Raw genomic sequence first — 17,816 nt, 5'->3', positions numbered from 1 at the left:
ACAGGTTCAGGGACGGTTCAGCCCGGCGGGCGCGGGTCCGTGAGCCAGGCGCGCAGTTCCGCTCCGTCGGCGTTCAGGCCGGGCGGGGGCAGCCGGTAGCGCGGCGGGGTGGCCGAGAAGGTGATGGGGTGGCGCACGGTGGGCACGGCGGCCGGGCCCTCGCCCGCCTGGACCACCGGGTGCAGGCCGATCTCCTCGGCGAACGCGACCCCCTCGGCGATGGAGTTGATGGGCGCGCAGGGCACACCGGCGGCCAGCAGTTTGCGGAAGAGGTCGTTCCTGGTGTGCCCGGCGAGGGCCTCCACCAGCAGTGGCCGGAGCTGGTCGCGGTGGGCGGTGCGGTCCTGGTTGCGGGCGAAGCGCGGGTCGGCCGGGAGGTCCGGGAGGCCGAGTACGTCGCACAGCTTCGCGAACTGGCCGTCGTTCCCGGCGATGACGACGAGTTCGCCGTCGGCGACGGGCAGCGGCTCGTACGGGAACAGGCTCGGGTGGGCGTTGCCCATCCGGTGCGGGACCTCGCCGCCGGCTACGTGGGCACTGGAGTGGTTGACCAGGCCGGACAGTGCCGAGGAGAGGAGGTCGACCTCCACGTGCTGGCCCTCGCCGGTGCGGTCGCGGTGGTGCAGTGCGGCGAGGATGCCGATGGAGGCGTGCATACCGGTCATGACGTCGAAGACCGAGATGCCGGCCCGGTAGGGCGGCCCGTCCGGGGCGCCGGTCAGGCTCATCAGACCGGAGATCGCCTGCACCATCAGGTCGTAGCCCGGCAGCAAGGGGTCCGCCTGGGAGCCGAAGGCGCTGATCGACGCGTAGATGACGCGCGGGTTGGCGGAGCGGACCGCGTCGTGGCCCAGGCCGTAGCGGTCGAGTCCGCCGGGTTTGAAGTTCTCGATCACCACATCGGCGCGGGCGGCCAGTTCCCGGGCCAGCGCCGCGTCGGTGTCGTCCTTCAGGTCCAGGACCAGGGACCGTTTGTTGCGGTTGACGGCCAGGTAGTAGGTGGACACGTCACCGCGCACCGGGGGGAGCCAGGTGCGGGTGTCGTCGCCCTTCGGGCCCTCCACCTTGATCACGTCGGCGCCCAGGTCGGCCAGCAGCATGGTGGCGTAGGGGCCCGCGAGGATACGTGAGAAGTCGGCCACCAGCAGTCCGTCCAGGGGCCCGCGGGCGCCGCCGCCGGACCGAGACGCTTCGTCCGCCATCCTTGAGCACTCCCCTGGTCGCTGTGCGGACGGCTGTCCGCTGACCGGCAGTGTCGGAGCGGTCCGGGCGGTCCGTCAAGGGCGGGGCGAAAGATTCAGGTCACCGGGGTGCGTGGGATCGCGCCGTAGCGGGCGAAGTCGGCGCTCACCTCGCCCGCGGCCCGCAGGAGCAGGGGGAGGTACTCGTCCCGGAGTTTCTCCACCGGGGTCTCCGCGGCGTGGACGGTGACGTTCATCGCGGCGATCACCCGGCCGTCGCCGTCGCGCAGGGGGGCCGCCACCGAGCGGATCCCGGCGGCGAGTTCCTGGTCGGTCAGGGACCAGCCCCTGGCCCGTACCTCCTGCAGGGTCGCGTCCAGTCCGGCGCGGTCGAACCGGTGGCGGGGCAGGGCCGCGGACCGGCTCGGCTCGGCCAGCGCCTTGTCCAGTTCCTCCGGCTCCAGTCCGGCGAGCAGCACCTTGCCCAGGGAGGTCTGGGCGGCGGGGAACCGGGTACCGATGCTCACGGCCAGCGCGATGATCTTGGGTACGGCGACCCGGGCGACGTAGACGACGTCGGAGCCGTCGAGCTGGGCGACGGACGTCGACTCATGGGTACGGGCGACCAGTCGCTCCATGTGCGGACGGGCCACCCCCCACAACCCCATGGCCTGTACATAGGTGAGCCCGAGTTCGAGCACACGGGCGGTGAGGGTGAAGCCGCCGGCCGGGAGCGTGCGCACATAGCCCAGGGACTCCAGGGTCAGCAGGATGCGGCGTGCGGTGGGGCGGGCCAGGCCGGTGGCGGTGGCCACCTCGGTGAGGCTCATGACGGGCGTGTGCGGATCGAACGCCTTGATGACGTCGAATCCGCGGGCGATCGCCTCGATGAAGTTCGGATCGTCGTCGCGACGCGGCACATGGGGCTCCTGGTGCTCGGGGGTCCGGGCGCCGCCGGGCGCCCGGACCCCCGAGCGTAGCTCCCCCGGGGCCGCGCCGTCCGCAGGGCGGACCGGGTACCCGTCTCCCGGCCGGTGTCGGCGGTGCGGGTCCGCGCGGAGTATTGACAGGCTCCATGGAACCGACCCATCGTTACGCCATCGCTCCGCTGTCCGCCACACGGACAACCGTCCGCACCGGCGGGCGGCGCGGCGCACCACCTGCGGCCCGGCGGCACCGACCCGGAGGATTCGTATGAACGTGGCCAGTGGTCCGAGCGGAAGCGGGAGCGCCCCCGCACCGGGCTCACCCGTGGTGTTCCGGGGCGGGACCGTCCTCACCATGGACGACCAAAGGACCGTCCTCACCGGGGCGGACGTCCTGGTCGTGGGCAAGCGCGTCGAGGCGGTCGGCCCGTCCCTGGTGGTCCCGGAGGGCACCGCCGAGATCGACGCGACCGGCGGCATCGTGATGCCGGGCATGATCGACACCCATCGGCACATGTGGCAGACCGCGATGCGCGGCTACGGCGCCGACTGGACCCTCACCCAGTACTTCGTCTGGTACTACCTCGAGCACGGCAGGCACTTCCGGCCCGAGGACGTGTACGCGGGCAATCTGCTGTCGGCGATCGAGGCACTGGACGCGGGTGTCACCACGACCGTGGACTGGTCGCACGGTCTGCAGACGGTGCAGCACGCGGACGCCGCCGTCGACGCCCTGGAGGAGGTGCCCGGCAGGTTCGTCCTCGCCTACGGCAACATCCAGGCGGCGCCCTGGGAGTGGTCGGCGGCACCGGAGTTCCGCGACTTCGTCGCCCGCCGCTTCCACGGTGACGACATGCTGGGCTTTCAGATGGCCTTCGACGTCACCGGCGATCCCGCCTTCCCGGAGAAGGCCGCGTTCGAGGTGGCCCGTGAGCTGGGTGCCACAGTGACCACGCACGCGGGCGTGTGGGGCGCCACCGACGACAACGGCATCCGTCTGATGCACGACCACGGTTTCATGACCCCCGGCACCGTCTATGTGCACGGCGCCACCCTCGACGCCGACTCCTATCACCGCATCGCGGCCACGGGCGGCTCCGTGTCGGTGTCGACGGAGAGCGAGCAGAGCTGCGGGCAGGGTTATCCGCCCACCTGGGCCCTGCGCGCCCACGGCATCCCCGTCTCGCTGTCCATGGACACGAGTGTGTGGTGGAGCGGTGACCTGTTCTCGGCGATGCGGGCCACCCTCGGCGCCGACCGGGCGCGCGAGCATCTGGAGGCGCACGCCGTCGGCGAGACGGTGACCCACGCCTATCTGCGGGCCGAGCAGGTCGTGGAGTGGGCGACGCGCGGCGGGGCGCGGGCGCTGGGCCTGGACGGCAAGGTGGGCTCGCTCGAGGCCGGCCGGAAGGCGGACGTCGTCCTGATCAGGAACGACCACTCGCCCGTGATGTTCCCGCTGCTCAACCCGTACGGCCATGTGGCCTTCCAGGCACAGCGGGCGGATGTGCACACCGTCGTCGTGGACGGCCGGGTCGTCAAGTACGACCACCGGCTGGTCGGCGTCGACCTGGTGAAGGCCCGCCGGACGGTCGAGGCGACGGTCGAGCACCTCCGGGGCCGGCTGGGCGGCGAGGCGTGGGAACGCGGGATGAACCCGGACATCCCCGAGACGAAGGTGCTGGACAACCCGTACACGTACACCGGCTATCGCAGCGCCGGCACGCACGGCGGCTGACCGGCCGTGGTCCGCCCAGCGGGGAGGTGCCGGGCGGACCGTGGCGTCACCGGCTCACAGGAAGCGCCACAGATGGTCCGCGGTGCCGTTGTCGTCGTACTGGACGACCTGTGCGCTGTTGCCGGTGGACATGTTGTCGACGCCGAGGACCTTGCCGCTGTTGCGGTTGCGGACGCGGTACCAGCCGTCGCCGTCGTCGACGAACGTCCAGAGGTGGTCGGCGGTGCCGTTGTCCTCGTACTGCACGACGCGTGCGCTGTTCGCGGTGGACATGTTGTCGACGCCGAGAACCTTGCCGCTGTGCCCGTTGCGGATCAGGTACCAGCCCTCGCCCCGGTCCACGAGCTGCCAGGCGTGGTCGCCCGTGCCGGTGTTGTCGAACTGGACGACGCGGGCGCTGTTCTCGGTGGACATGCCGTCGACGGCGAGGACCTTCCCGCTGTTCCGGTTCTGCAGCCGGTTGAACGGCGGTTCGGGCGTCCAGGCCCGTCCGTCGGGCGACGCGGTGGGGAAGGCGGTGACGCGCAGTCGCGCCGCGCCCATGGGGATCAGGGTGACGGTCTCCACGGGTGCGTCGCTGCGCGCGGGTCCGTCCTGCAGCGGTGCGACGACATGCTCGTCGTCCGCGATCCACGCGTCGATACGCCGGGCGTCGGCGGTGATACGGACCGGAGTGGTGTCGTGGGTGAAGGGGTTGTCGGGGACGGGCCCGCCCACGCGGTCGAGGGTGAGGCGGGGCGAGGGGGTGAGGCCGAAGTTCCACGCGGAGGTGGCGTGCACCTCGTACTCGGGGAAGGTGTCGTCGCCCGCGTAGCGGTCGTACCGTTCGCCGATCTTCAGGGAGTAGGTGAGCGGGCCGTGCTGGACGCTGACGGCGTCGTGCTGCTCGGGCCAGTGGCGCAGTCCGGTCCGCTGGGGCAGCCGCAGGGTCACCACGTCGCCGTCGTGCCAGGTGCGGTCCACCGAGGCCCAGGCAGGACCGTCGGGGGCACTCAGGAGGCGGCCGTCGACGCGCAGTTCGGGTCCACGGCACCATCCGGGCACGCGCAGCCGCAGCGGGAAGCGTACCGGGCGCGGGGTGGACACGGTGAGGGTGACGGTCTCGGTGAAGGGGTAGCCGGTGTCCTCGGTGACGGTCACGGTGGTACCGCCCGCGACCTGTGCGCGCACCCGGCTCGGCGCGTACATCGCGGCGGCGAGACCGCCGTCGGGGCTGCTCAGCCACAGCTCCTCGGTGAAGTACGGCCATCCCATGCCGTAGTTGTGCGGACAGCAGCGGTACTGGTCGACACCGGGGTGGAAGGCCTGCATGGCGAAGCCGTTCTGGAACTGCCCCTGTGTCTTGGTCCTGTTGTCGAGGTCGACGCTGTTGGCGCTGGTGATGTAGTGGATGGAACGCCCCCGCGGGTCGAGGGAGGCGGGCAGCATGTTGAAGGCCAGGTCCTCGCAGCGGTCCGCCCAGACGGGGTCGCCGGTGATCCTGGTGAGGAGTTCGTGGCTGGCCATGAACTCGACGATCCCGCAGGTCTCGAAGCCCTGCCGGGGGTCGCCGAATCCGGGCCGGTAGTTCTCGTCGCCCGCCATGCCGCCGCCCGGGAATCGCCCGTAGGCGTTCATGACGTCGTCGTAGGCGCGGTAGGTCGCCCGGGTCAGTTCGTCGGAGCCCGCGATCTGTCCGTACTGGGCGGGTTCGCGGAAGCCCTGGGCGATGTTGACGTTGTGCCGGGTGGGGGTGGGGCCCGTCCAGTCGGCACCGTAGGTGTGCATCTTGGCGGCCAGATCGAGCAGGAAGGGCTCCCCGGTACGCCGGTACAGCCATACGGCGATGTCGAGCCCGTCGCCCCAGCGATAGGAGATCCAGCTGGTGTCGAAGGCGCCGGGGCCCTGGGCGTTCATGAACCGCAGGAACCGGACGAGGAACGGCACGACACGCTCGTCGTGCGTGAACTCCTCGTGCGTGCGCAGGGCTTGGAGGAGCGGCAGGAACGGCCAGAAGTCGGGCCCGCCGTTGAGCGAGGTGCGCAGGGAGCGCGGTCCGAAGAAGCCGTCGCTCTGCTGGGTGGCGAGGATCGCGTCGATCCACTCGCGGGAACGGGCCAGGGCGGCCGTGTCCCCCGTGGCGACGGCCAGCGGCACATAGCCGCGCAGCCAGTACGGCACCTCCTCCCAGCCGCCGCGCTCCGGATGCACCCAGCCGGTCGCCGTGAAGTCGAGGAAGTGGGAGAAGCTCTCGTACCGGCCGCACAGGCCGTCGAGTTGGAGTTGCAGCTGGCCGGCGAGCCAGCCGCGCGCGGTGACGCTGCCGGACGGCAGCTTGCGGAAGGCGTCGGGCACGGGCGCCGCCGCCGTCCGCCGCGGCGCGGCGGACGCGGACGGGGCGAGGGCGCCGCCGAGCGCGGCGACGCCGAGGGCGCCCGCACTGAGGAGGGTGCGTCTGTCGAGGGGCATGTGGGGGCTCCTGTTCGACGTCCTGGATCCGGCCGGGAGGTGCGCAGAGCTGGCTCTTATAACGTTGTAAGAACCAGTCGGGATGACAGCACAGCGCCGGGTCCGCTGTCCAGAGTCCGTCATCGGCCGGCCACAAAGTGTGCCGACGAACGGGCCGTTCGGAGCGTCGGTGGCCGTAGGATCTAGTGATCTCGTGGGGGTGGTCATGAGCAGGCAGCGTCCCGGCACACCGACGCTGGAGGAGGTGGCCGCGCTCGCGGGTGTGGGGCGGGGCACCGTCTCGCGTGTCATCAACAACGCGGCGGGCGTGAAGGATTCGACGCGCCGTGCCGTGCAGCGCGCCGTCGCCGAACTGGGCTACGTCCCCAATCTGGCGGCCCGTTCACTGGCGGGCCGGCGGGCCGACGCCGTCGCGCTGGTCATGACGGAACCGGACTGGCGGCAGTTCGGTGAGCCGTTCTTCTCGGAGATCGTCCGGTCCGTCGGCGACGCGCTCACCGACACCAAGGTGCAGCTGCTGCTCACCCTGGTCCGCACGGACGCCGAACGGCAGCGGCTCGTGGAGTACGCGCGCGGCGGCCGGGTCGACGGCGTGATGCTGATGTCCGTGCACGCGGAGGACGCGCTGCCCGACATGCTGGCCGAAGTCGGCCTGCCCACGGTGCTGTTGGGGCGGCGTTCGAGCGAGGAGAGCGTGACCTACGTCGACGCGGACAACACCGGCGGCGCCCGCGGCGCGGTGGCGCATCTGCTGGGCCTCGGCCGTCGCTCGATCGGCACCATCACCGGGCCGCTCGACATGTACGTGGCCCAGTGCCGGCTGCGCGGCTACCGCGAGGCGCTGGAGCGGGCGGGCGTCGGGCACCGGGACTCCTGGACCGTCGAGGGGGACTTCTCGGCGGACAGCGGGCGCCGGGCGATGGCCGAACTCATCGAGTGCGCACCGGAGATCGACGGTGTGTTCGCCGCGTCGGACACCATGGCCGCGGGCGCGCTCGACGCCCTGCGGGCGGCGGGGCGCCGGGTGCCGGAGGACGTGGCGGTGATCGGCTTCGACGACTTCCCGCTCGCCCAGCACACGGCGCCGAAGCTGACGACGGTACGGCAGCCGCTGGAGGAGATCGGCCGGACGATGGTCCGGCTGCTCCTGGAGGAGATGGAGCAGCCGGAGGTGGCCTGGCGGCACGTCATCCTCCGCACCGAACTGGTGCTGCGCGACTCCGCCTGACCCGTGTGCGTCACACCGAATGTTTCGGGAGCGCTCCCGAGGGCGTAGCCCGTTAAGGATCAACTCACCGACCTGCGGCTTCGAAAAGAATTCGACGGTTTCCCGCGCACGGCCTTGTCAGGGACATGGGTAGCTTCTACAGTCCCGTTCCGAAACACAACTGGGAGCGCTCCCATCAATGGGGAGAGGGGAGCGCTCCCGCCCGGTCCCCCGCATCCTCCTGGAGAGGTCCCCCTCATGCGACGGTTACCGAACCAACCCCGGGTCCCGCGCGGCCTGTTGGCGACGCTCCTCACCGCTCTCGCCATGCTCGCGGCGCTGGTGACCGCGGCGGCGCCGGCCCAGGCCGACACCACGGTCTGCGAACAGTTCGGATCGGCCGTGATCCAGGGGCGCTACGTCGTCCAGAACAACCGCTGGGGCACCAGCGCCACCCAGTGCGTCACCGCCACGGACAGCGGCTTCCGCGTCACCCAGGCCGACGGATCGGTGCCGACCAACGGGGCCCCGAAGTCGTATCCGTCGGTCTTCAACGGCTGCCACTACACCAACTGTTCGCCGGGCACCGCCCTCCCGGCACGGGTCAGCGGCATCTCCAGCGCGCCCAGCAGCATCTCGTACGGCTTCGTCGACAACGCCGTGTACAACGCCTCGTACGACATCTGGCTGGACCCGACGCCCCGGACCGACGGGGTGAACCGGACCGAGATCATGATCTGGCTGAACAAGGTGGGCCAGATCCAGCCGATCGGTTCCCGGGCCGGCACGGCGAGTGTCGGCGGGCGCACCTGGGAGGTGTGGGCGGGCGGCAACGGCACCAACGACGTGCTGTCGTTCGTGGCGCCGTCGGCGATGAGCGGCTGGAGCTTCGACGTCATGGACTTCGTCCGGGCGACCGTGGCGCGCGGGATGGCTCAGAACGACTGGTATCTGACGAGCGTCCAGGCGGGCTTCGAGCCGTGGCAGAACGGTGCGGGGCTGTCGGTCAACTCCTTCTCGTCCACGGTGAACACCGGTGGCGGCGGCCCGCAGGAGCCCGGGGAGCCGGGTGGTCCGGCCGCGTGCTCGGTGTCGTACGCCACGAACGTCTGGCCGGGCGGGTTCACGGCCGATGTGACCGTGCGGAACACCGGTTCGTCCGCCGTCGACGGCTGGAAGCTCGCCTTCGCCCTCCCCTCCGGGCAGCGCGTCACCAACGCCTGGAACGCCTCCGTCACCCCCGCCTCCGGGGCGGTCACGGCGAGCGGGCTCGACACCAACGGGCGGATCGCGCCCGGCACGAGCGCGAACTTCGGCTTCCAGGGCACCTACAGCGGCTCCTTCACCCCGCCGAACGGGTTCAGCCTGAACGGCACCGTCTGCGCGACCACCTGACACGACCGGCGGGCCGCTTCCCCGCCGCGTCCCCCAGGCCCGGGGCCCCGCCCTTCCCCCCGCGCCGACGGGGCGGGCCCCCGGGCCCCGCGCCCACCCGAGCCCCCCGCCCGTCCGGTCGGCACCCACCCCGGACGGGCGGGGTTTCCACCTATCCCCGCCCATCCACCACCGGTACAGGAGATTTCATGGTCCTACGACGCAGATTCGTCTCCCTGGCAGCGGTACTGGCCACCCTCCTCGGAGGGCTCGGCCTGAGTTTCCTCTGGCAGAACGACGCGCAGGCGCACGGCGTGGCGATGATGCCCGGATCCCGCACCTACCTCTGTCAGCTGGACGCCATCACCGGCACCGGCGCACTGGACCCGGACAATCCGGCGTGCCAGGCCGCGCTGAACCAGAGCGGCGCGACGGCGCTGTACAACTGGTTCGCCGTGCTCGACTCCAACGCGGGTGGCCGTGGCGCCGGTTATGTCCCGGACGGCACGCTCTGCAGCGCGGGCGACCGGTCCCCGTACAACTTCTCCGCCTACAACGCGGCCCGTTCCGACTGGCCCCGCACACATCTGACGTCCGGTGCGACGATCGACGTGCAGTACAGCAACTGGGCCGCCCACCCCGGTGACTTCCGGGTCTACATCACCAAGCCCGGCTGGTCGCCCACGTCCCAGCTGGGCTGGAACGACCTGGAGCTCATCCAGACCGTCACCAACCCGCCCCAGCAGGGTTCGCCGGGCGCCAACGGCGGCCACTACTACTGGGATCTGAAGCTGCCCTCCGGGCGTTCCGGCGACGCGCTGATCTTCATGCAGTGGGTGCGTTCGGACAGCCAGGAGAACTTCTTCTCCTGCTCCGACGTCGTCTTCGACGGCGGCAACGGCGAGGTCACCGGCATCGGCGACGACGGCGGCACCCCGGACCCGGACCCCACGGACCCGGACCCGACGGATCCCCCGCACACCGGTGAATGCATGGCCGTCTACTCCGTGGTGAACTCCTGGAGCGGCGGTTTCCAGGGCTCCGTCGAGGTGATGAACCACGGGACGTCACCGCTCAACGGCTGGGCCGTGCAGTGGAAGCCCGGCACGGGGACCACGATCGGCAGTGCCTGGAACGGCTCGCTGACGAAGGGCTCCGACGGCACGGTGACGGTACGGAACGTCGATCACAACCGGGTGATCGCTCCGGACGGCAGTGTGACGTTCGGCTTCACGGCCACGTCGTCGGGCAACGACTTCCCTGTGGGCACGATCGGCTGCGTGCAATAGCCGGACCTTGACGGCGACACCGGTGCCACGGGTGCCGGTGTCGCCCTCCGGCCGCTGAAATCACCTGTCGCCGACGGCCTCGGAGGGCACAGAATCCTCTCATGGCTGACATGAAGGTGTTCCGGGACGCGGTCACCGCGTGGGCCGCCGGCGGTACCGGCGACCCGGCGCACGAGCTGGCAGAGCGGCTCGGCGTCCGGACGGCGGTCCTGCTCGAAGGGCTGAGCGACGCCGCCGCGGTCGAGGCGCTGGCCGCGCGCCGCGGCCGGGACCTGGCGGCCGAGGGGGTCTGCGTCCTGCCGATGGGCGGTGCGATGAACATCGGGCGCTTCGCCCGGCTGCTGGGGCCGCCCGGTCTGGGCCTGCGGCTGACGGGGCTGTGCGACGAGGGCGAGCGCGGCTACTACGCCCGGGGACTCGAGCGGGCCGGTGCCGGGCAGGCGGAGTTCTTCGTCTGTGCCGCGGATCTGGAGGACGAGTTCATCCGCGCGCTGGGGGTGGACCGGGTGGAGGAACTGGTCCGGGCGGAGGGCGAACTGCGGCCCCTGCGGACCTTCCTCAACCAGCCCGCTCAACGGGACCGTACCGCACAGGAACGGCTGCGGCGTTTCCTCGGCACCAAGAAGGGCCGCAAGATCCGCTACGGCCGGGTCCTCGTCGAGGCCCTTCAGCCCGGGCGTGTGCCCGCCCCCCTCGACGCCCTGCTCACCGGCGTCTGACCGGTCGGCGCCGGGTCGGGGAAGGAGCGGTCGCCGAAGAGGACCCGGGCGGCGGCGGCCCGGCCGGGCGGTGTCCGCAGCAGGGCGAACGCCGCCGTGACCGCGGCCGGTGTCCGGAGGAACGCCAGGCCCCTGCGCATACCGAGCCGGCCCCGGAACCGGGCGCGCAGAGCGGCCCCGTCGTAGTGGGCGAGAGGGTCCGCGCCGCCCGACCGCAGTGCGTCGTCGAGCACTGAAGCGGCCAGTTCCGACAGGCGCAGACACGGGTCCAGACCGCCGGCGGTGAGCGGGGAGACCGCGCCCGCCGCGTCCCCCACCAGCAGTCCGTCGCCGCAGGCGATGCGTCGCAGTACTCCGCCGACGGGTATCGGTCCGCCGCGCCGTTCCACCGACTCGGGCCGCCGTACGCCGTCCAGTCCGGGGGCCGACGCGCTGAACCGTTCCATGGTGCGGCGCAGCCCCTGGGGGAAGCGTTCGGCATAGCCGGCGACACCGACATGGGCGTGCTCCCCGTCGTGGATCACCCAGGCGAGGTAGCCGGGGGCGAGGGAGGGGTCGAGGACGCAGTGGAAGGTCGGCGGTTCGCCGTTCGGAAGTACGGCGAAGACCTCCTCGGCGCCGACCAGCATGTGGCGGTTGCGGTCGAGGCCGAGGTCGCGGGCGACGCTCGAACGGGCCCCGTCGGCGCCGACGACGAAGCGCGCCCGGACCGCGGCCGGTCCGTCACGGCCGACCAGCCGGAAGGTGTCGCCGTCCCGGCCGGCGTAGCGCGTGCCCAGCGCCAGTCGCACACCGGCGTCGACCGCCGCCGTGGCCGCCGTCTCGTACAGCGGCCCCATGTCGCCCACCCGGAACTCGTCACGGTCGCTGAGCAGACCGACGGGGCGGCGCAGACCGGGCGGATAGAGCACCACGCGCCGGATCGGCGGACCGAGATGCTCGTCGGGCAGCGGAAAGTCGTCGAGTGTCTTGCGTACGAAGATGCCGGTGGTGCGGATCGCGCCGCCGAGGGCGGTGCGCCGTTCGGCCAGGAGCACGTCGTGGCCCTGCCGGGCGAGCAGGGTGGCGACGTGCAGGCCGGCGAGGCCGGCGCCGACCACCAGGACATCCGTGTCGATGGTCCCCGCGCGACGGGCTGCTGTGGGCATGGGAGTGCTCCTTCGGGACGTCGAAGACGGACACTTCGATCGACTTACGATGGGAAGCTATCGAAATTCGATAGGTCAGGCAAGCGCGGAGCACCTGGCGCGAAAGCGGGTGCGATGACCGCTCACCGGAAGCGGGGAGCGGCCTCGGGAACTCCTGCACCACGGGCGCGAGTTGGACTGGACCAAACTCTTGACAGGCGCTTCGGTCACTTCTTGAATCACGGACTGGAGTAAGTAAGGTTTCCTATCCTCTCCCCCACCTGCCGCCGCACAGCCGTCATGGAGTCCGCAGCCGTTTTGGCATGTCCTAGACATTCCGGAAGCGGTACTGCGGCCGCGTGCCGGGCGTCGGCGGCAAGAAGGACAGTGACTCATGACCACGACGCTTCTGAGCGGACCCGCGCTGCGCGGCGCGCTCGGCACGGCGGCCGTCGCCGCCCTCCTGGCAGGTCTCCACTCCGTCCCGGCGAGTGCCGCCGCTGCCGCCACCGGACGCATCACCGGGCTCGGCGGCAAGTGCGTGGACGTGGCCGGTACGTCGACGGGGCGGGCGCCTACAGGGTGTTCGTCCCCTCGCTGCGGACGGACTCGACGGCGACCACCTGGGCCAACGGGAACGCGGCGGGCACCTCGCTCGGCATGGACCGGTTCCATGTCGTCAAGCCGGGGGCGACCGCCGCGCAGCTCAACGCGGCGCTGGCCGAGGGCAAGAACCTGCTGGTGACGCCGGGTGTCTACCATCTGAGTGAGACCCTGCGCGTGACCCGTCCCGACACCGTGGTCCTCGGGCTCGGTCTCGCCACCTTCGTCCCGGACAACGGCGTGACGGCCATGACGGTCGCCGACGTCGACGGGGTGAAGCTCGCGGGTGTCCTCTTCGACGCCGGCACCACCAACTCCCGTACGCTCGTGGAGGTCGGCCCGACCGGCGCGGCCGCCGACCACTCCGCGAACCCCACCTCCCTGCACGACGTGTACTTCCGGGTGGGCGGCGCGCACGCCGGCAAGGCCACCACGAGCCTCGTCGTCAACAGCGACGACGTCATCGGCGACCACATGTGGATCTGGCGCGGCGACCACGGCAACGGCATCGGCTGGAACACCAACACCGCCGACACCGGCCTCGTCGTGAACGGCGACGACGTCACCATGTACGGCCTGTTCGTCGAGCACTACCAGAAGCACCAGACCGTCTGGAACGGCAACGGCGGGCGCACATACTTCTACCAGAACGAGATGCCGTACGACCCGCCCAGCCAGGCCGCCTGGATGAACGGCTCCACCCAGGGCTACGCCGCCTACAAGGTCGCGGACGGTGTCACCAGCCACCAGGCGTACGGCCTCGGCAGCTACTGCTTCTTCAGCGTAGACCCGTCCGTCACCGCCGAGCACGCCTTCGAGGTCCCCAACAGGCCGAACGTCCGTTTCCAGAACATGGTGACGGTCTCCCTCGGCGGCACCGGCACCATCCGCCATGTCATCAACGACCGCGGCGGCCCCTCCAACTCGTCGACGAACGTCGCCGATCTTGTGAACTTCCCGTGACGGACGCCCGCGCGCTGTCACGGACTCCGGCGTCCCCCGGTCATCCGGGGGACATGTCGATCAGCCGGAAGGGAAGGCGACGTTGGACGTCTACGAGGCGGTCACGAGCCGACGGGCAGTGCGCGGGTTCACCGACAGACCGATACCCGAGGAGGTGCTGGAGCGGGTGCTCACCACGGCGGCCTGGGCTCCGTCCGCGTCGAACCTCCAGCCGTGGCACGCCTATGTGGTGACCGGCGGCCCGCTGGCCGGACTCAAGAAGCGGGCCGGTGAGCGGTTAGCCGCGGGAGACTCCTGGGACGAGCCGGAGTACACGATGTACCCGCCCGCGCTGGGGACCCCGTACCGCGAGCGCCGGACCGAGTTCGGCGAGCACCGGTACGGGGCGCTCGGCATCCCGCGCGAGGATCTGGAGGCACGGCACAGGGCTTCGGCGGCGAACTGGGCGTGCTTCGGCGCGCCCGCCGCCCTGTTCTGCTACATCGACCGGGACATGGGTCCGGCCCAGTGGTCCGACGTCGGCATGTTCCTGCAGACGGTCATGCTGCTGCTCCGCGCCGAGGGGCTGCACAGCTGCACCCAGATGGCGTGGGCGAAGTTCCACCGGACCGTCGCCGAGATCGTCTCGCCGCCCCGTGAACTCCTGCTCTTCTGCGGGATGTCGATCGGGTACGAGGACGTCTCGGCCGGCGACGCCCGGATCGGCCGGGCGCCACTGGACGAGACGGTCGTCTTCGTCGGCGACGTCTGAGCCGGCCCCCTCAGGCGTCGTTGGCGCAGCGGAAGCCGAGGTTGGCCGTGGAGGAGTCCGGGGTGTTGGAGGAACGGGCCGCCACCCGGTAGCGGTTGCAGTAGGAGTCGTGGCAGAGGTAGGAGCCGCCGCGCAGGACCCGTGAGGTGCCGGTTTCCGGGCCTTTCGGGTCCTCTGCCGCGGAGTGGGTGTAGTAGGTGGGCGAGAACCAGTCGGCGCACCATTCCCACACGTTGCCGGCCACGTTCCACAGGCCGAGGCCGTTGGGGCGGTAGGACTTCACCGGCGCCGTGGTGAGGTGGCCGTCCTCGGCCGTGTTGGTGTGGGGGAAGCGGCCCTGCCAGATGTTGCAGCGCCAGCGGCCGCCCGGGGTGAGGTCGTCGCCCCAGGCGTAGCGGCGTCCGTCCAGGCCGCCGCGTGCCGCGTACTCCCACTCCGCCTCGGTGGGCAGACGCTTGCCCGCCCACCGTGCGTAGGCGCTCGCGTCGTGCCACGAGACGTGGACGACCGGGTGGTTCTGCCGGCCGGCGATGCCGGACCGGCCGCCCTCGGGGCGCCGCCAGTGGGCGCCGCGGACATTGATCCACCAGGGCGTTCCGGCCGCGTCGCCGAGGATGTCGGACGGGTCGGCGTCCACCACGAGGTGGAAGACCGCCGAGGAGCCGTACCGTTCGGCGTCGGTGACATGGCCGGTGGCCTTCACGAAGGTGGCGAACTGCGCGTTGGTGACGGCGGTCTCGTCGATGTGGAACGGCTTCAGGCGTACCGCGTGAACGGGGGTCTCACCGTCGGCGCGGTAACCCTCGTCGAAGGCGTCTCCCATGGCGAACCCGCCCCCGGGCAGGCGGACCTGCCCGCGGGTCGAGCGCTTTCTCGCGGCGGGCGGGGCCGTCGTGGTGGACGGCGGGGTGAGGGTGACCGGGGCGGCGGCCGGGGTGCAGCAGGAGGCGTGTTCACTCGTCATGGGAAGTCCAGGGTCCGGTCAGGGCCGGTAGGTGGATTCGTCGAGTCCGCTCAGGGTGGGGTCGTGGCCCACCTCGCCGACGTCGTACATCGAGGTCATCCAGTGGTAGAAGTTGTCGCCGCGCTCCCGCAGCAGGTCGTACAGGCGGCGGGTCATCCGGGAGCGGACCCCGGCCATCTCGGGGTGGTCGTGGACGTTCTGCAGTTCGTCCGGGTCACGGAGCAGGTCGTAGAGCTCGTTGACCGAGTCCGGGTTGACGACGAGTTTGTAGCGGTCCTCGCGCAGCATGCGCTGCGGGTAGGGGAAGTGGTGGCCGTGGAACTCGCAGACGATGTCCTCGGCCCAGTCCGTCTCCTCACCCCGCACGAGCGGCAGCAGGCTGCGTGAGTCGACCGCGGGCTCGGGGTCGACGCCGGCCAGTTCGAGGATGGTCGCGGTGCAGTCGAGCAGACTGACGAACTCGTTCCGTACGACACCGCCGGGTGTGCCGGGCACGCGGAGCAGGCCCGGGGTGCGGTAGATGTCCTCGTACATCGCCGGGCCCTTGTCGTGCAGCCGGTGCGAGCCGGTGAACTCCCCGTGGTCGCAGGTGAAGAACACGGCGGTGTCGTCGGTGAGTCCGAGTCGCTCCATGGCCTCCATGACCCGGCCGATCTGCCGGTCGATCAGCGCCACATAACCCCAGTAGACGGCGATGAGTTTGCGGGTGGTCTCGATCGGCATGGTGTCGAAGGTCCAGTGGGCGCTGTAGTTGCGCTGGACCGGCGGTTTGCCGTGGAAGGTCTCGGCGATGGACCGCGGCAGTTCCACATCGGCCGGGTCGACCAGGTCGAAGTACTCGTCCGGGAGGATGTACGGCAGATGCGGGCCGAAGAAGTGCAGGGCGAGGAAGAACGGCTGCTCGCGTTCGCGGGAGTCCGCCGCGTACTGCTCCAGTTTCTCGATGGCGCGGGTCGCGAGGTAGTGCTCGAAGGTGGCCTCGACGGGCTGGTGCAGCCGGGCGGCGAGCAGATTGCCGGGGCCGCCGTTGGGCAGGGTGCCACGGATGCGGTCGCTGATCCGGTACGGCGGCAGACCGTGCTCGTCGAGGTGGGTGAGGTAGTCGGGGTGGTCCACCGGGTTGTGCCAGCCGGGGAGTTCGGGGCCGTCGAAGCCGTAGTCGGCGGCCGTGCGCCGGGTGCCGACGTGCCACTTGCCGATGAGGCCGCAGTTGTAGCCCTTCTCCCGCAGGGCGTGGGAGAAGGTGAACTGGTCCTCCGCCAGGTCCTCCAGATAGCCGACGTTGCGCTCGTGGTTGGCGAGCAGCTTGTGCCGGAAGGGTGCCTGGCCGGTCAGCAGACTGGCCCGGGCCGGCGTGCAGATCGCGGTGGGGGTGTACCAGCGGTCGAACCGGGTTCCCGTGGCGGCGAGTTCGTCGAGGACGGGGGTGTGCGCCAGCGGGTTTCCGTACGCGCCGAGGGTGTCGGCGCGGTGCTGGTCGGTCATCAGGAAGAGGATGTTCTTCCCGGGCGTGCCGGACTGGGTCACTTACCTGCTCCGATGAAGAGATCGCCGGTGTAGTACTGCGCGGGGTCGACGGGCTGCTTCAGCTTGCCCGCCTCGACGAAGTAGTCGTTCATGCCCTTGAGCCACTTGTCGACGGTGCCGTCCTCGGTGAGCCTGTCGAGCTCGTCGACACCGAGCACCTTGTTGTTGGCGGCGTCGGCCTTCACCTGATCGGCGGGGATCTTCAGCTTCTCCGCGGTGAGGGAGATCGCCTCGGCCATGTGCTTCGACCGGAACTCCATGGCCTCGCGCAGGACGGCGAGGACCTTGCCGACCTTCTCCGGGTTGTCGGCGACGAGCTTGTTGCCGGCCACGAAGGCGGTGGGGAAGGAGACCTCGTCCTCGAAGTCGGTGTTCTTGGCGAGTTCGACCAGGTCGGGGACCTGCTTCTTGATGGTGGCCGCAGCCGGGTACCAGAAGCCGGCACCGTCGACCTGCTGGGAGGAGACGGCGGAGACGATGGTCGACGGGTCCATGGGGACGAGCTTCAGGTCGTCCTTGGTCATGCCGGCCTTCTTCAGGGCGAGCGAGAGGATCATGTCGCCGGAGGTGCCCTCGGGTACGGCCACGGTCTTGCCCTTGAGCTGTCGCATCGAGGTGATGCCGGGCTGGGCGAGGACCCGGTCGGAGTTGCCGAGGGTGTTGATCGCGACGACCTTGGCCTGGCCGGAGGCGGGGAGCCACATCGCGCCGGGGCCTATGTAGCCGAAGTCGAGGTTGTCGGTGCCGAGGGCCTGGATCTGCAGAGGGCCGTTGGTGAAGACCTTGGCGTCCGCCTCGAGTCCGTGCTTCTTCCACAGGCCCTTGGCGTCGGCGATGGCGATGAGGCTGGCACCGTTGAAGTCACCGATGTAGCCGAAGCGCACCGTGTCCCCGGACCCTCCGGAGGAGTCGCTGCCGCAGGCGGTCAGCAGGGCCAGCGCGGCCGCGCCGGCCAGGGCGGCGGTGAGGTGTCTGCGGGTGAGGGAGCGTGGCATGGCT

Annotated in this window: 13 protein-coding genes and 1 pseudogene; 7 read left to right on the top strand and 7 right to left on the bottom strand. The window is 70.8% G+C overall.

All coding sequences use genetic code 11. The features are described from left to right. Positions 1 to 17: 17 nt before the first annotated feature. Together ACGFR9_RS09000 and ACGFR9_RS08995 are read right to left on the bottom strand one after the other, a co-directional pair. Positions 18 to 1,202: a CaiB/BaiF CoA transferase family protein gene (locus ACGFR9_RS09000; RefSeq protein WP_393204466.1), complete on the bottom strand. Its 1,185-nt coding sequence runs from the start codon at positions 1,200 to 1,202 to the stop codon at positions 18 to 20. Positions 1,203 to 1,297: 95 nt separating this feature from the next. Then, the gene (locus ACGFR9_RS08995; RefSeq protein ID WP_393204463.1) at positions 1,298 to 2,101 is read right to left on the bottom strand and encodes an IclR family transcriptional regulator C-terminal domain-containing protein; all 804 of its coding nucleotides are present in this window, start codon (positions 2,099 to 2,101) and stop codon (positions 1,298 to 1,300) included. A gap of 361 nt (positions 2,102 to 2,462) precedes the next feature. Between ACGFR9_RS08995 and ACGFR9_RS08990 the strand changes: the two genes are divergently transcribed. Then, entirely contained in the window at positions 2,463 to 3,845 is a 1,383-nt protein-coding gene (locus tag ACGFR9_RS08990) for an amidohydrolase family protein (protein ID WP_393204460.1), read from the top strand. A gap of 54 nt (positions 3,846 to 3,899) precedes the next feature. Here ACGFR9_RS08990 and ACGFR9_RS08985 read toward each other — a convergent pair whose 3' ends face one another. Continuing rightward, positions 3,900 to 6,293: an RICIN domain-containing protein gene (locus ACGFR9_RS08985; RefSeq protein ID WP_393204458.1), complete on the bottom strand. Its 2,394-nt coding sequence runs from the start codon at positions 6,291 to 6,293 to the stop codon at positions 3,900 to 3,902. A 205-nt stretch (positions 6,294 to 6,498) separates the two neighbouring features. Between ACGFR9_RS08985 and ACGFR9_RS08980 the strand changes: the two genes are divergently transcribed. The 4 genes from ACGFR9_RS08980 to ACGFR9_RS08965 all read left to right on the top strand — a co-directional run bounded on the left by ACGFR9_RS08980 (position 6,499) and on the right by ACGFR9_RS08965 (position 10,882). Further along, positions 6,499 to 7,521, top strand: a complete 1,023-nt coding sequence (locus ACGFR9_RS08980) for a LacI family DNA-binding transcriptional regulator (RefSeq protein ID WP_393204455.1) — start codon at positions 6,499 to 6,501, stop codon at positions 7,519 to 7,521. A 237-nt stretch (positions 7,522 to 7,758) separates the two neighbouring features. Continuing rightward, complete coding sequence (locus ACGFR9_RS08975) at positions 7,759 to 8,895, top strand: cellulose binding domain-containing protein (RefSeq protein WP_393204453.1); 1,137 nt, start codon at positions 7,759 to 7,761, stop codon at positions 8,893 to 8,895. Positions 8,896 to 9,083: 188 nt separating this feature from the next. Beyond that, on the top strand, positions 9,084 to 10,163 hold the full coding sequence (locus ACGFR9_RS08970) for a lytic polysaccharide monooxygenase (RefSeq protein WP_393204450.1): 1,080 nt from the start codon (positions 9,084 to 9,086) through the stop codon (positions 10,161 to 10,163). 101 nt (positions 10,164 to 10,264) lie between these two features. Next, positions 10,265 to 10,882 carry a TOPRIM nucleotidyl transferase/hydrolase domain-containing protein gene (locus ACGFR9_RS08965; protein WP_393204447.1) on the top strand — a complete coding sequence of 206 codons (618 nt, stop codon included), beginning with the start codon at positions 10,265 to 10,267 and terminating at the stop codon, positions 10,880 to 10,882. On the opposite strand, the gene ACGFR9_RS08960 is transcribed toward ACGFR9_RS08965, so the two are convergent. After that, on the bottom strand, positions 10,831 to 12,030 hold the full coding sequence (locus ACGFR9_RS08960; RefSeq protein ID WP_393204444.1) for an FAD-dependent oxidoreductase: 1,200 nt from the start codon (positions 12,028 to 12,030) through the stop codon (positions 10,831 to 10,833). The genes ACGFR9_RS08965 and ACGFR9_RS08960 overlap by 52 nt on opposite strands. A 534-nt stretch (positions 12,031 to 12,564) precedes the next feature. On the opposite strand from ACGFR9_RS08960, the pseudogene ACGFR9_RS08955 reads away from it, so the two are divergent. Next, positions 12,565 to 13,575: pseudogene (locus ACGFR9_RS08955) on the top strand (coagulation factor 5/8 type domain-containing protein); the annotation flags it as partial. 82 nt (positions 13,576 to 13,657) lie between these two features. Further along, entirely contained in the window at positions 13,658 to 14,326 is a 669-nt protein-coding gene (locus ACGFR9_RS08950) for a nitroreductase (protein ID WP_393204442.1), read from the top strand. A 10-nt stretch (positions 14,327 to 14,336) separates the two neighbouring features. Here ACGFR9_RS08950 and ACGFR9_RS08945 read toward each other — a convergent pair whose 3' ends face one another. The 3 genes from ACGFR9_RS08945 to ACGFR9_RS08935 are packed head-to-tail and all read right to left on the bottom strand — an operon-like array spanning position 14,337 to position 17,812. After that, positions 14,337 to 15,290, bottom strand: coding sequence for a formylglycine-generating enzyme family protein (locus ACGFR9_RS08945; RefSeq protein WP_393204439.1), 954 nt, complete (start codon positions 15,288 to 15,290; stop codon positions 14,337 to 14,339). An 18-nt stretch (positions 15,291 to 15,308) separates the two neighbouring features. Then, positions 15,309 to 16,817 carry a sulfatase-like hydrolase/transferase gene (locus ACGFR9_RS08940; protein WP_393204436.1) on the bottom strand — a complete coding sequence of 503 codons (1,509 nt, stop codon included), beginning with the start codon at positions 16,815 to 16,817 and terminating at the stop codon, positions 15,309 to 15,311. Beyond that, a complete protein-coding gene (locus ACGFR9_RS08935) occupies positions 16,814 to 17,812 on the bottom strand; it encodes an aliphatic sulfonate ABC transporter substrate-binding protein (protein ID WP_393204434.1) in 999 nt (332 codons plus the stop codon). Before ACGFR9_RS08935 ends, ACGFR9_RS08940 begins: the two co-directional genes overlap by 4 nt. Positions 17,813 to 17,816 lie beyond the last annotated feature (4 nt).

This window comes from Streptomyces sp. NPDC048584 (assembly GCF_043199595.1).
GTDB classification, from domain to species: domain Bacteria; phylum Actinomycetota; class Actinomycetes; order Streptomycetales; family Streptomycetaceae; genus Streptomyces; species Streptomyces edwardsiae.
Note: the sequence above shows the minus strand (reverse complement) of the source record. Positions and strands in the feature narration are given on the sequence as shown.